Consider the following 12704-nt stretch of genomic DNA (forward strand, 5'->3'; position numbering starts at 1 on the left):
CGACGGTGCGGGTGATGCTCACCGAGAGGCTCTGAGCCGGTCCAGGGAGCTGAACGCCTCGTCCGCCTCCCGCATGATCCTCGCCACCAGCTCCGCGCACGACGGCAGGTCGTCGATCACCCCGGCGACCTGCCCGGCGGCCATCACCCCCGCGTCCGTGCGCCCCTCCACCATCGCGGACCTGAGCATCATCGGCGTGTTCGCGGCGAGCAGTACCTGACTCCAGGCGAGGTCCTTGCCGTGGCGCAGCGCCAGGCCGTCGCGGACCATCTCCCGCCAGGTCAGACCGGACAGCTTCCGGAAGCCGGCCGCGTGACGCACCGCCCGCACCAGGGCCCTGGCCCGGCCGGCGTCCTCCAGGGCGTCGACCAGCGCGGTGCGCAGCATGCGGTGCGGGAGGCCGTCCACCGCCCGGGTGACGGTGACGTCCCGGACCGTCGCCGCCAGGTACCGCGCCTTCACCGCGTCCGGGACCGGCGAGTCCGAGGTGAGCAGGAACCGGGTGCCCATCGCGACCCCGGCCGCCCCGTACGCCAGCGCCGCCACCAGCCCCCGCCCGTCGAAGAAGCCGCCCGCCGCCACGACCGGGATGTCCACGGCGTCCACCACCTGCGGCAGCAGTACCGTCGTCGCCACGTCCCCGGTGTGTCCGCCCCCCTCCCCGCCCTGCACGATCACCGCGTCCGCACCCCACGCGGCGACCTTCTCGGCATGCCGGCGGGCCCCGACGGACGGGATGACGACGACACCCCCCTCCTTGAGCTCGGCGATCAGCTCCGGGGAGGGCGCGAGCGCGAAGGACGCGACCCGCACGCCCTCGTCCAGGATGATCCGCACCCGGTCGCCGGCGTCCGCCGCGTCGGCCCGCAGATTGACCCCGAACGGCGCCCGCGTGCGCGAGCGCACCTCGCGCACCGCCGCCCGCAACCCGTCGACGGTCATGGTCGCCGAGGCCAGGACGCCCAGCGCCCCCGCGTCCGCCGCCGCCGACACCAGGCGCGGGCCCGCCACCCATCCCATCCCGGTCTGCACGATCGGGTGACGGACCCCGACCAGCCGGGTGAGCGCCGTCTCCATCAGAGGGAGACCTCCCGGGCCCGGGTGCTCTCCGGGTCGATCACCTCGCGGATCAGACGCAGTTCCTCCGCCGTCGGTTCACGGGTGCGCGACACCTCGTCCGGGACCACGAGCTCGAACCCCGTCGCCTCCCGGACCTGTCCGACACTCACCCCGGGATGCAGCGAGGCCAGCCGCATCGACCGGTCCGGGGTGGCGAAGTCGAAGACCCCGAGGTCGGAGACGACCCGCGGGATGCGGTGGTGGCGCGCGCCGGCCGCACGGTCGTACCCGACCCCGCACACCATGTCGACCCGCTCGACGAAGACCCGCCGGGAGTGCCTCGGCACCCAGTAACTCGTCGGGTTGTTCAGGGTGTTGACCGGCGCGCCCCGCACCCCGAGCAACTGCCGCGTGGGCTTCGCCCAGTCGCCGATGCAGGAGATGTTCTGGTTGCCGTACCGGTCGATCTGGCTCGCGCCCATCATCACGTGCCGCCGGCCCCCGGTGACCAGCGCCAGGTGCTGCCGGTACGGCAGCCAGCCCTCGACGGCGCCGTCGAGACCGACGAGCAGCGCCTCGCCGTCGGTCAGCAGCAGGTCCGGCGCGAAGGTGCGCCGGGCGAGACGGGCGCCGACGGAGGGGATCAGGCCCATGGGACTGGCCAGGATCTCGCCCGCGCCGCGCCACGCCTCCGCACAGGCGATCACGCAGTACTCGGCGCGCGTCACCCCGCTCATGACTCCTCCCCGGCCGCCGACCGGTACGCCTGCTCGTCCCCGGCGAGGAACCGCGCCGCGAACTCGGGCCAGGGCGTCGTCGCGTACCGTTTCTGGAACGCCTCGTCCCGGCCGTAGTCGGGGGCGCAGGACGTGAAGTGCGCCCCGTTCGGGGCCTCGATCACACCCGTCACCGTGTGCCGCTTGATCAGCAGCGACTGCGGCGCCGCCGCCTTCGTCAACTCGGCGGTGTCGACAACCTGTTCGCAGCTGACGTACGCCGTGTCCGCCGCCTCGCAGAAGAGGTCGTCGAAGTACGGGTCCGGGCCCAGGTACTGCCCGTTGCCCAGCCGGTCGGCCCGGTTGACGTGCACCAGGGCCGCGTCCAGCCGCAGGGCCGGCATCGCCACGAACGTCTCCTGGTCCTCGTACGGCGAAGTCACCGTCCGCAGACCGGGGTTGACCCGCATCACGTCCGAGCCGATCCCCGCCCGCACCGGCAGGAAGGGCAGCCGGTTCGCGGCCGCGCGCAGACCCCACATGAACATCGCCTCGTCGACCTCCGTCAGCTCGAAGGCCCCGCGCTCGCGGGCCGCGCGGTAGTGCGGCTCCAGCGGGATCGAGTCGAGGGTGACGAACGCGGCCACCAGCTTCCGGATCCGGCCGGCCGCGGCGAGCATCCCGACGTCCGGACCGCCGTACGACACGACGGTGAGGTCGGTGATCTCCGACCGGAGCAGCGCCCTGACCAGCGCCATCGGCTTACGGCGGGAGCCCCAGCCGCCGATGCCGAGGGTCATGCCGCTGCGCAGCCGGGCGACCGCCTCCTCGGCGGTCATCGTCTTGTCACCCACGCCTGCCCCCGTCCCTCTCCCCGCCGAAGGCGTCCCGGACCCGGTCGGCCACCCCGGAGACGTTCGCCTCGAAGGTGAAGCCCTGCTCGAAGCGGTAGCTGCGGCGCACGTCGACCGGGTCGATGCCGTTGATCGCCGCCTTGGCGAGCCGCAGCAGCTCGCCGTCCTTGGCGGCTATCTCGCGCGCCAGTTCCAGCGCCGCGGCGCGCAGCCCGTCGCGTGGGACCACCCGCCACACCGATCCGTGCGCGTGCAGCTCGGCCGCGGTGACGGTGCGTGAGGTGTAGTACAGGGCCCGCATCAGGTGCTGGGGGACCAGCCGGGCAAGATGGGTGGCCGCCCCGAGCGCGCCCCGGTCCAGCTCGGGCAGCCCGAACACGGCGTCCTCGCTCGCCACGATCACGTCCGCGTTCCCGACCAGACCGATGCCGCCGCCCAGACAGAAACCGTGCACCGCCGCGACCACCGGGACCTCGCACTCGTACACCGCCGCGAACGCCTCGAAGCAGCCGCGGTTGGCGCCGACCAGCGCCGACCGCCCCCGCGCCCGTATCTCCTTGATGTCCACGCCCGCGTTGAACCCACGGCCTCCGGCGGTCAGCACCACGCACCGGGTCTGCGGGTCGCGGCCGGCCGTGCGCACCGCGTCGGCCAGCGCGAACCAGTCGTCCACCGTCAGCGCGTTGACGGGCGGGACGTCGACGGTCGTCTCGGAAATCCCCTTTTCGGGGGACGAGGTGGAGACACCCATGGAAGCATCAGCTACCTTTCCACCAAACGTTTGTTAGGTGGAAGGTAGCAGCGAATGGAGCTGGACGGGAAGGTCGCCGTCGTCACCGGCGGCACCCGCGGAGTGGGCGCCGGCATCGCACGCTCCCTCGCACGCGCGGGCGCCCACGTCGTGGTCTGCGCCCGCAGACCACCGGAACACCCCCTCGACACCGCCGAGTTCACCCCGCTCGACGTCCGGGACGCCGACGCCGTACAACGCTTCTTCACCGACCTGCCCCGGCTCGACATCCTCGTCAACAACGCGGGCGGCGCCCCCTACCGTCCCCTCGCACACGCCGACGCCCAACGGCACGCGCGCGTGATCGAACTCAACCTCCTCGCACCACTGACCGTGTCCCTCGCCGCCTACGACCACCTCAAGCACGCGAACGGCTCCATCGTGATGATCGGCAGCGTCAGCGGCAGCCGCCCCTCACCCGGCTCGGCCGCCTACGGCGCGGCCAAGGCCGGCCTGGAGAACCTCGCCCGCTCCATGGCCGTCGAATGGGCGCCGGAGGTACGCGTGAACACCCTCGTCGTCGGCATGGTCCGCACCGAACTGAGCCACCTCCACTACGGCGCCGAGGACGGCGTCGAAGCCGTCGCCCGCACCGTCCCGCTCGGCCGGCTCGCCCTCCCCGCCGACGTGGGCGCGGCAGCCGTCTTCCTCGCCTCCGACGCCGCCCGCTACATCAGCGGGGCGAGCCTGCTCCTGCACGGAGGCGGCGAACGGCCCGCCTTCCTCGACGCCGCGACCGCCAACAAGGAGACGTGAGATGAGCGGAATCTGCCACCGGCGCGTCGTCGTCGTCACCGGCGCGGGACGCGGCCTCGGACGCGCCCACGCCCTCGCGTTCGCCGCCGAGGGCGCCCGGGTCGTCGTCAACGACCTCGGCGTCGGCCTCGACGGCACACCCGGCCCCCACAGCCCCGCCGGACAGGTCGTGGACGAGATCCGCGCGGCCGGGGGCGAAGCGATCGCACACGGCGCGGACATCGCCACCCCCGAAGGCGCCGCGACCCTCGTCGACGCCGCCCTGGACACGTACGGCCGCCTCGACACCCTCGTCAACAACGCCGGCTTCCTGCGCGACCGCATGCTCGTCAACCTGGCCGACGACGACTGGGACGCCGTCCTGCGCGTCCACCTCACAGGCCACTTCCTCACCCTCAAACACGCCGCCGCACACTGGCGCGCCGAGACCAAGGCCGGCCGCCCGCCCACCGCCCGCATCATCAACACCAGCAGCGGCGCGGGACTGCTCGGCTCCGTCGGACAGGGCAACTACAGCGCCGCGAAAGCCGGGATCGTCGCCCTGACACTCGTCGCCGCCGCCGAACTCGCCCGCTACGGCGTCCAGGTCAACGCGATCGCACCCGCCGCCCGCACCCGCATGACCGAACGCACCTTCGCCACGACCATGGCCGCCCCCGAGAACGGCTTCGACACGATGGCCCCCGAGAACGTCTCCCCGCTGGTCGTCTGGCTCGGCTCCGCCGCGAGCCAGGGCGTCACCGGACGCGTCTTCGAGGCCGACGGCGGACGCATCACCGTCATGGAGGGCTGGCGGCCGGGGCCCACCACCGACAAGGAAGCACGATGGACCCCCGCCGAAGCGGGAGAGGCCGTGCGGAAACTCCTGACGCACACGACGACACCGGGCACCGTCTACGGAGCATGAACACCCGAGCCCACCCCCAAGCCCCCTCCCGGGAAGCCTCCCCCGGGAAGCCTCCCCCGGGAAGCCTCCCCCGGGAAGCCTCCCCCGGGAAGAGCCCCCCCGGGAAGAGCCCCCCCGGGAAGAGCCCCCCCCGGGAAGAGCCCCCCCCCGGGAAGCCTCCCCCGGGTGGAGCCCCCCGGGAAGTCCCCCGGGTAGAGCCCCCTGGGAAGCCCCCCGGTGGAGCCCTCCCCGAAAGACCCCCTACGTGTCGCACTCCAGCACCGTCCGGCACAACGCGCACCGCGCCCGGACCCGCCCCCGCACCGGCACCCTGATCCGCTGGTGACAGGTCGGACAAGGGAACGTCACCCGCAGCGCCCCCGGCGCATCCGGAACGAAGCTGTACGCGCCGTCCGAGGACGCCGCCGACCGGTCCTCCTGCGCATGCCGACGATCACGCGCGTAACGCCGCCGCCCCACCCAGCCCGCCGCCGTCAACGGAGGCTGCCGCTCGTCGTGCCGGGCCCGCTCAAGACCCCGCCCGTACGCCGTGTACGCCTGCGCACTCGTGAACCACACCGACGGATCCTCACCGAACACCAGCGACCGCTTCGCCAGCACATACCCGAACTCCTCCGGAGTCAGATACCCCAGCTTCTGCGAGGACGCCGCGTCCTCCCGGTACGCGTCCAGCAGCAGCCAGCCCGCCCCCAGATACGTCGTCGCCGTGTCCGTCAGGATCTCGTTGTCCCGCGTCCCCGGGAACGACAGCCCCACACGATGCAGATAGACATGCATGATCTCGTGCGCCAGCGCCGCGCCGATGTCCCGCCGATGCGTACGGAACCGGTCGTTCAACTCCACGAAGTACTCCGGACCCGCCGTGAGTTCGACGTTCGCCGCATGCTCCATCGCACGGAACGCCACGATCATCCGCGCCTGAGGCAACCGGAAATGCCGCACCAGCTCACGCGCCACCCGCTGCACCCCCAGATGCAGATCGTCCGTGTCACAGAACGCCACATCCGCCGGAACCACACTCGACGTGAACTGATGAATGGTGTCGTACGACAACCGCCTGTACAACGCCGTGACAGCCCCCCGCACCGTCTCCAGGTGCGGATACCCGTGCTCGACCGGCCCGCCGTTCGCCACGCCCGCTACCCCCAAGACGCCGAGCACCCCATTCCACTGTAAGGGCAGGCCACCCCCGAGGCGGGCCCCGCGGACGCACTAGGGTGAACGCCCATGACCACCAGCAACACCCCCGGACCCGGAGACGTCGACCCCGCCGTCCGCGAGGAGCTCGACCGGCTGCGCAACAGCATCGACAACATCGACGCGGCCGTCGTCCACATGCTCGCCGAGCGCTTCAAAGCCACCCAGCAGGTCGGCCACCTCAAGGCCCGCCACCAGCTGCCGCCCGCCGACCAGGCCCGCGAAGCCCGCCAGATCGCCCGGCTGCGCACCCTCGCCGAGAACGCCAAACTCGACCCCGCGTTCGCCGAGAAGTTCCTCAACTTCATCATCGCCGAAGTGATCCGCCACCACGAGCGCATCGCCGAGGACACCGTCAACGGCCCCGCCCCCACAACCAACTGACCCGCGGGCCGCGCTACTGCCGGTAACCGGACGGACGCGGCAGGTCAGCACCACCCGCCGCGCCCGCCCCGCCACGCCACCGGAACGGCGCTCCGGCGCGAGAAGGGACATCGGGTACATACCGATCCGCCCCTGTGCCCGGCCAGCGGCATCAGGCAGCATGTCGTTCATGTCCGTACTGACGCGCGACGAAGCGCAGAGCCGTGCCCAGCTCCTCGACGTCCACCGCTACACCATCGAGCTCGACCTGACGACCGGCGACGAGACCTTCGAGTCCAGCACCGTCATCCGGTTCGCCGCGCGCGCCAACGGGGACACCTTCGTCGAGCTCAGGCCCGCAACCCTGCACTCCGTCACCCTCGACGGCGAGCCCCTCGACCCCGAGACGCTCGACGACAACCGGCTCTCCCTCGAGAACCTCACCGCCGGCGACCACGAACTGCGCGTCCGGGCGAGCATGCGCTACTCCCGCACCGGCGAAGGCATGCACCGCTTCACCGACCCCACCGACGGCGAGACCTACCTCTACACCCAGCTGTTCATGGAAGACGTCCAACGCGTCTTCGCCGCCTTCGACCAGCCCGACCTCAAGTCCGTCTTCGAGCTGACCGTCAAGGCCCCCGAAACCTGGACCGTCCTCGCCAACGGCATCACCGAACACCTCGGCGAAGGCCGCTGGCAGGCCGCCCCCACCCCCCTCATCTCCACCTACCTCGTCGCCGTCGCCGCCGGCCCCTGGCACTCCGTGCGCACCGAACACCACGGACTCCCCTTCGGCCTCCACTGCCGCCGCTCCCTCGCCCCCCACCTCGACGCCGACGCCGACGAACTCCTCGAGATCACCCAGCAGTGCTACGACCGCTACCACGAGAAGTTCGAAGAGCCCTACCCCTTCGACTCCTACGACCAGGCGTTCGTCCCCGAGTTCAACGCCGGCGCCATGGAGAACCCCGGCCTCGTCACCTTCCGCGACGAATTCGTCTACCGCTCCGCCGTCACCGACACCGAACGCCAGACCCGCGCCATGGTCATCGCCCACGAGATGGCCCACATGTGGTTCGGCGACCTCGTCACCCTCCAATGGTGGGACGACATCTGGCTCAACGAGTCCTTCGCCGAATACATGGGCTACCAGACCCTCACCGAAGCCACCCGCTTCACCGACACCTGGACCGAGTTCGGCGTCGTCCGCAAAGCCTGGGGCTACGACGCAGACCAACGCCCCTCCACCCACCCCGTCGCCCCCGAGAACGTCGACGACACCGCCTCCGCCCTCCTCAACTTCGACGGCATCTCCTACGCCAAGGGCGCCTCCGCCCTACGACAACTCGTCACCTGGCTCGGCGAGAAGGACTTCCTCGCCGGCATCAACACCCACTTCGCCCGCCACCGCTTCGCCAACGCCACCCTCGCCGACTTCATCGACTCCCTCGCCGCCCACACCGACCGCGACGTCCACGCCTGGGCCGACGCCTGGCTGCGCACCACCGGCGTCGACACCCTCACCCCCACCCTCGACGGCAGCAACGGCGACCACACCCTCACCGTCGCCCACCACGGCAGCCGCCCCCACCGCGTCGCCGCCGGCCTCTACGACCTCGACCTCGCCGACGAAGGCAGCCTCACCCTGCGCGAACGCCTCGAAGTCGACATCCCGCAGAGCGCACCCCAGCCCATCGGCAAACGCCCCGCCCTGGTGCTCCTCAACGACGGCGACCTCACCTACACCAAGGTCCGCTTCGACCCCACCTCCTTCGAGACCGTCCGCACCAGCCTGTCCGGCCTGCCCGACCCCCTCACCCGCGCCGTCGTCTGGAACGCCCTGCGCGACGCCGTCCGCGACGGAGACCTCGCCCCCACCGCCTACCTCGACGCAGCCCGCGCCCACCTCCCCAAGGAGACCGACCTCGCCCTCGTCCAGGGCGTCCTCTCCTTCGCCTCCGCACAGGTCGCCGACCGCTACGTCACCCCCGAACAACGCCCCGCCGCCGTCGCCACCCTCTCCGCCCTCTGCCGCGACCTCATCCGCCGCACCGAGGACGGCGACCACCCCGGCCTGCGCCTCATCGCCGTACGCCACTTCATCGACGGCGCCGCCCACCCCGACACCATCGCCGCCTGGCTCGCCGACGGCACCGTCCCCGGCGGCCCCGAACTCGACCCCGACCTGCGCTGGCGCGTCCTCGCCCGCCTCGCCGTCCTCGGCGCCACCGACGAGCGGGCCATCGCCGCCGAACTCGACCGCGACCCCTCCGCCACCGGCCAGGAAGGCGCCGCCCGCTGCCGCGCCGCCCTCCCCGACGCGGACGCCAAACGCACCGCCTGGGCCGCCATGTTCGACGACGACACCCTCTCCAACTACCTCTTCACCGCCACCGCCCAGGGCTTCTGGCAGCCCGAACAGACCGACCTCGTCGCCGACTACGTCCCACGCTTCTACCAGGACGCCGTCACCCTCGCCGCCCGCCGGGGCCCCGCCATCGCCGAAGCCGCCGGCCGCTGGGCCTTCCCCGCCCACGCCGTCGCCCCCGACACCCTCCGCCTCGGCGAAGCCTGCCTCGCCGACGCCGACCCCATCCCGGCCCTACGCCGCAAACTCGTCGACCAACTCGACGACCTGGCCCGCGCCCTGCGAGTGAGGGGAGCGTAGGGCCCCGGCCGGGAGCCCGGGAGTCCGGGAGTCCGGGAGTCCGCCGGCCCGGGAGCCGGGGAGTCCGGAGGCGCAGGCCCGTCGGCCCGGGAAGCCCAGCCGGCCCGGGAGCTCCGCAGGCCCGGAGCTCCGCAGGCCCGGAGGTCCGTCGGCCCGGAGGCCCGGGAAGCCCCCCGGCCCGAGAGCCCCCGGCCCGAGAGCCCCGGCGGCCCGGGAGCCTCGGGCCGCCGGGGCCACTCAGCGCCGGTCGGCAAAATCCAGCCCGTCCGGCGCTTGAGGACGAGGCCCGTCCAGGGCCGAAGCGGGGGCCCGGGGGCACAGCCCCCGGCAGCGCCCACACCAGCCCCGGTGCCATCTCCCGCACCGGGACGGAACACACGCGTCCCCCGTAAGGGTTCCCTCACCGGATGTTCCGGGCGCGCCCGCGCAATCCCCGACAAGCTGACACTCCCCGCTGCGGCCATCCGCCCCGCGCCCCGGAGGAGCCCCCGTGAGCATGCCGCCCCTCGCCTCAGGACCCGAAGGCCCCGACGCCCTACGGCCGTTGCTCACCACCGTCCTCGACGCCCTCACCACCGGCACCCGGGCCCGCGGAGGACCACTGCCCGCGGGCGGACCCCAAGCCGTCGCCACCCGAGTACGGCACGCCGTCGGCGACATACTCCCCGAACACGGCGACCCCCACGCCCTCGCCACCCTCGTCCACGCCCTCGCCGAAGGCGCCGCCGACCCCGCCGACCCCCTCTGCGCCGCCCACCTGCACTGCCCACCCCTCGCCGTCGCCACCGCCGCCGACCTCGCCGTCTCCACCCTCAACCCCTCCCTCGACTCCTGGGACCAGGCACCGGCCGCCTCCGAACTGGAGGCACTCGTCACCCGGACCCTCGCCGCCCAGGCCGGCATGGCCGACGCCATCGTCACCACCGGCGGCACCGAAGCCAACCAACTCGCCCTCCTCCTCGCCCGCGAGACCCACGGCCCCACCCTCCGACTCGTCTGCGGCGCCAACGCCCACCACTCCCTGCCCCGCGCCGCCTGGCTCCTCGGCCTCCCCGAACCCGTGATCATCCCCACCCCCACCGGCACCCTCGACCCCACCACCCTCACCCACACCCTCACCACCCTCCCCGGCCCCCTCATCGTCGCCGCCACCGCCGGCACCACCGACGCCGGACTCATCGACCCCCTCCCCGCCATCGCCGCCCTCACCACCACCCACGGCGCCCGCCTCCACATCGACGCCGCCTACGGAGGCGGCCTCCTCTTCAGCGACCGCCACCGCCCCGCACTCACCGGCCTCGACAACGCCCACACCATCACCCTCGACCTGCACAAACTCGGCTGGCAACCCGTAGCCGCCGGCCTCCTCGCCGCCCGCGACGCACACGACCTCACCGCCCTCCACCACCACGCCGACTACCTCAACGCCGACGACGACACCCAAGCCGGCCTCCCCGACCTCCTCGGCCGCTCCCTGCGCACCACCCGACGCCCCGACGCCCTCAAGATCGCCGTCACCCTCAAAACCCTCGGCCGCACCGGCCTCGGCGCCCTCGTCGACCAAGTCTGCTCCCACGCCCACGAGTTCGCCGACCTCATCACCGCACACCCCGGCTTCGAACTCCACGCCCCACCCACCATCAGCACCGTCCTCTTCCGCCCCACAGGAGCCACCGACACCGCCGTCGCCACCACCCGCCGCCACCTCCTCACCCAAGGCCGCGCCGTCCTCGGCCGTGCCCGCCTCCACGGCCGGCTCTGGCTCAAAGCCACCCTCCTCAACCCCCACACCCGCCCCCACGACCTGGCCGCCCTCCTCGACCTGGTGGAAGGACACACCCCCCGATGAACACACCCCCACAACCCGGCACCGACACCCCCCGCGACCTCGTCGGCATCGGCATCGGCCCCTGCAACCTCTCCCTCGCCGCCCTCGCCCACCCCCTCGCCGAACTCGACGCCGTCTTCTACGAACAACGCCCCCGCTTCGACTGGCACCCCGGCCTCCTCATCGACGGCGCCCGCGTCCAAGTCCCCTTCCTCGCCGACCTCGTCACCCTCGCCGACCCCACCAGCCCCTGGACCTTCCTCAACTACCTCAAAACCCACCAACGCCTCTACCCCTTCTACTTCGCCGAGCGCCTCCACACCCCACGCGCCGAATACGACACCTACTGCCGCTGGGTCGCCGACCAACTCCCCGGACTCCACTTCCGCCACCAGGTCGACGCCGTCCGCTGGAACCCCGAACGCGACGTCTTCGAAGTCGACCACACCCAACTCGACACCAACGGCGAAGCCGAAGCCCTCGGCCGCACCCACACCCGCAACATCGTCCTCGGCATCGGCACCGAGCCCTACATCCCCGACGCCCTCCGCCCCCTCGCCGACGCCCCCGCCGTACCCGTCGTCCACGCCGCCGACTACCTCACCCACCGCGACACCCTCCTCGCCGCCGGCCACATCACCGTCGTCGGATCAGGACAGTCCGGCGCCGAAGTCTTCCTCGACCTCCTCCGCCACCGCCCCGTCGGCCACGAACAACTCCACTGGATCGGCCGCACCCACGCCTTCGCCCCCATGGAGTACTCCAAACTCGGCCTCGAACACTTCACCCCCGACTACACCCGCTACTTCCACGCCCTCCCCGAAAGCACCCGAGACCGCCTCACCGCCACCCAATGGCAACTCCACAAAGGCATCGACGCCACCACCCTCGCCGCCATCCACGACGAGCTCTACGACCGCACCCTGGGCGGCGGCTGGCCCGACACCGTCCTCACCCCCGGCGTCCGCGTCCGCACCGCAGGACGCATCGCCACCACCAAAATCGAACTCCACCTCGAACACATCCAGCAGAACACCCGCACCCGCCTCACCACCGACGCCGTCGTCCTCGCCACCGGCCACCGCGAACGCTCCCTCGACCGCATCCTCGCCGGCCTCGACCCCTATATCCGCCGCGACAACAGCGAACGCCCCCGCGTCGACGAACACTTCCGCCTCGTCCTCGACCCCTCCGTCACCGCCACCGGCTGCAACGTCTACGTCCAGAACGCCGAACGCCACACCCACGGCGTAGGCGCCCCCGACCTCGGCCTCGCCGCCTGGCGCAGCGCCACCATCCTCAACACCCTCACCGGCAAAGAGACCCATCCCCTCCCCACCCGCACCGCCTTCACCACCTTCGGACTCGAACCACCACAACCCCGAGTCCCCCAAGCCCGACAAGCCCCCACCCTCACCCCCCTCGTCGACCGACGCTGAACACCACGAGCACACGAAAAGGGCGGTGCGCACACGGTGACCGACCAGGCCACCGCACCACACACCGCCCCAGGAACCACAGAGCTCTCAAGAACCACAGAGCTCTCAAGAACCACAGAGCTCT

The 12704-nt window shown here is 72.2% G+C and carries 11 protein-coding genes; 6 read left to right on the forward strand and 5 right to left on the reverse strand.

Going from position 1 to position 12704, the window contains the following annotated elements:
- Positions 1-18: 18 nt before the first annotated feature.
- The 4 genes from ACIRPU_RS32765 to ACIRPU_RS32780 are packed head-to-tail and all read right to left on the reverse strand — an operon-like array spanning position 19 to position 3380.
- A complete protein-coding gene (locus tag ACIRPU_RS32765; protein WP_403873862.1) occupies positions 19-1077 on the reverse strand; it encodes an NAD(P)H-dependent flavin oxidoreductase in 1059 nt (352 codons plus the stop codon).
- On the reverse strand, positions 1077-1796 hold the full coding sequence (locus tag ACIRPU_RS32770; protein ID WP_384121100.1) for a CoA-transferase subunit beta: 720 nt from the start codon (positions 1794-1796) through the stop codon (positions 1077-1079). The genes ACIRPU_RS32765 and ACIRPU_RS32770 overlap by 1 nt, the downstream gene beginning before the upstream one ends.
- Positions 1793-2629 carry a CoA transferase subunit A gene (locus tag ACIRPU_RS32775; RefSeq protein ID WP_403873865.1) on the reverse strand — a complete coding sequence of 279 codons (837 nt, stop codon included), beginning with the start codon at positions 2627-2629 and terminating at the stop codon, positions 1793-1795. The genes ACIRPU_RS32770 and ACIRPU_RS32775 overlap by 4 nt, the downstream gene beginning before the upstream one ends.
- On the reverse strand, positions 2622-3380 hold the full coding sequence (locus ACIRPU_RS32780) for an enoyl-CoA hydratase family protein (protein WP_355707163.1): 759 nt from the start codon (positions 3378-3380) through the stop codon (positions 2622-2624). Before ACIRPU_RS32780 ends, ACIRPU_RS32775 begins: the two co-directional genes overlap by 8 nt.
- 54 nt (positions 3381-3434) lie before the next feature.
- Between ACIRPU_RS32780 and ACIRPU_RS32785 the strand changes: the two genes are divergently transcribed.
- Both ACIRPU_RS32785 and ACIRPU_RS32790 read left to right on the forward strand, forming a co-directional pair.
- Positions 3435-4175 (forward strand): SDR family oxidoreductase, encoded by a 741-nt coding sequence (locus tag ACIRPU_RS32785; RefSeq protein ID WP_403873868.1) that lies wholly within the window; start codon positions 3435-3437, stop codon positions 4173-4175.
- A gap of 1 nt (position 4176) precedes the next feature.
- Positions 4177-5082, forward strand: a complete 906-nt coding sequence (locus ACIRPU_RS32790) for an SDR family oxidoreductase (protein ID WP_403873871.1) — start codon at positions 4177-4179, stop codon at positions 5080-5082.
- A gap of 240 nt (positions 5083-5322) precedes the next feature.
- Here the strand turns inward: ACIRPU_RS32790 and ACIRPU_RS32795 are convergent, their stop codons facing one another.
- The gene (locus ACIRPU_RS32795; protein ID WP_403873916.1) at positions 5323-6216 is read right to left on the reverse strand and encodes a hypothetical protein; all 894 of its coding nucleotides are present in this window, start codon (positions 6214-6216) and stop codon (positions 5323-5325) included.
- Between the two features lie 93 nt (positions 6217-6309).
- On the opposite strand from ACIRPU_RS32795, the gene ACIRPU_RS32800 reads away from it, so the two are divergent.
- The 4 genes from ACIRPU_RS32800 to ACIRPU_RS32815 all read left to right on the forward strand — a co-directional run bounded on the left by ACIRPU_RS32800 (position 6310) and on the right by ACIRPU_RS32815 (position 12580).
- Positions 6310-6663, forward strand: coding sequence for a chorismate mutase (locus tag ACIRPU_RS32800; RefSeq protein WP_355707167.1), 354 nt, complete (start codon positions 6310-6312; stop codon positions 6661-6663).
- 160 nt (positions 6664-6823) lie between these two features.
- A complete protein-coding gene (gene pepN, locus ACIRPU_RS32805; RefSeq protein ID WP_403873874.1) occupies positions 6824-9313 on the forward strand; it encodes an aminopeptidase N in 2490 nt (829 codons plus the stop codon).
- Between the two features lie 490 nt (positions 9314-9803).
- Positions 9804-11162: a pyridoxal phosphate-dependent decarboxylase family protein gene (locus ACIRPU_RS32810; protein ID WP_403873876.1), complete on the forward strand. Its 1359-nt coding sequence runs from the start codon at positions 9804-9806 to the stop codon at positions 11160-11162.
- Positions 11159-12580 carry a lysine N(6)-hydroxylase/L-ornithine N(5)-oxygenase family protein gene (locus tag ACIRPU_RS32815; RefSeq protein ID WP_403873878.1) on the forward strand — a complete coding sequence of 474 codons (1422 nt, stop codon included), beginning with the start codon at positions 11159-11161 and terminating at the stop codon, positions 12578-12580. The genes ACIRPU_RS32810 and ACIRPU_RS32815 overlap by 4 nt, the downstream gene beginning before the upstream one ends.
- Positions 12581-12704: the final 124 nt, after the last annotated feature.

It is taken from the genome of Streptomyces sp. NPDC102259, assembly GCF_044766465.1.
GTDB lineage: Bacteria > Actinomycetota > Actinomycetes > Streptomycetales > Streptomycetaceae > Streptomyces.

Excerpts from the sequence above, each read along its gene's own strand:
- pepN (WP_403873874.1), top strand. The coding sequence starts at position 6,824 with ATGTCGTTCATGTCCGTACTGACGCGCGACGAAGCGCAGAGCCGTGCC.
- ACIRPU_RS32800 (WP_355707167.1), top strand. The coding sequence starts at position 6,310 with ATGACCACCAGCAACACCCCCGGACCCGGAGACGTCGACCCCGCCGTC.
- ACIRPU_RS32765 (WP_403873862.1), bottom strand. The coding sequence starts at position 1,077 with ATGGAGACGGCGCTCACCCGGCTGGTCGGGGTCCGTCACCCGATCGTG.
- ACIRPU_RS32815 (WP_403873878.1), top strand. The coding sequence starts at position 11,159 with ATGAACACACCCCCACAACCCGGCACCGACACCCCCCGCGACCTCGTC.
- ACIRPU_RS32790 (WP_403873871.1), top strand. The coding sequence starts at position 4,177 with ATGAGCGGAATCTGCCACCGGCGCGTCGTCGTCGTCACCGGCGCGGGA.
- ACIRPU_RS32770 (WP_384121100.1), bottom strand. The coding sequence starts at position 1,796 with ATGAGCGGGGTGACGCGCGCCGAGTACTGCGTGATCGCCTGTGCGGAG.
- ACIRPU_RS32780 (WP_355707163.1), bottom strand. The coding sequence starts at position 3,380 with ATGGGTGTCTCCACCTCGTCCCCCGAAAAGGGGATTTCCGAGACGACC.
- ACIRPU_RS32785 (WP_403873868.1), top strand. The coding sequence starts at position 3,435 with ATGGAGCTGGACGGGAAGGTCGCCGTCGTCACCGGCGGCACCCGCGGA.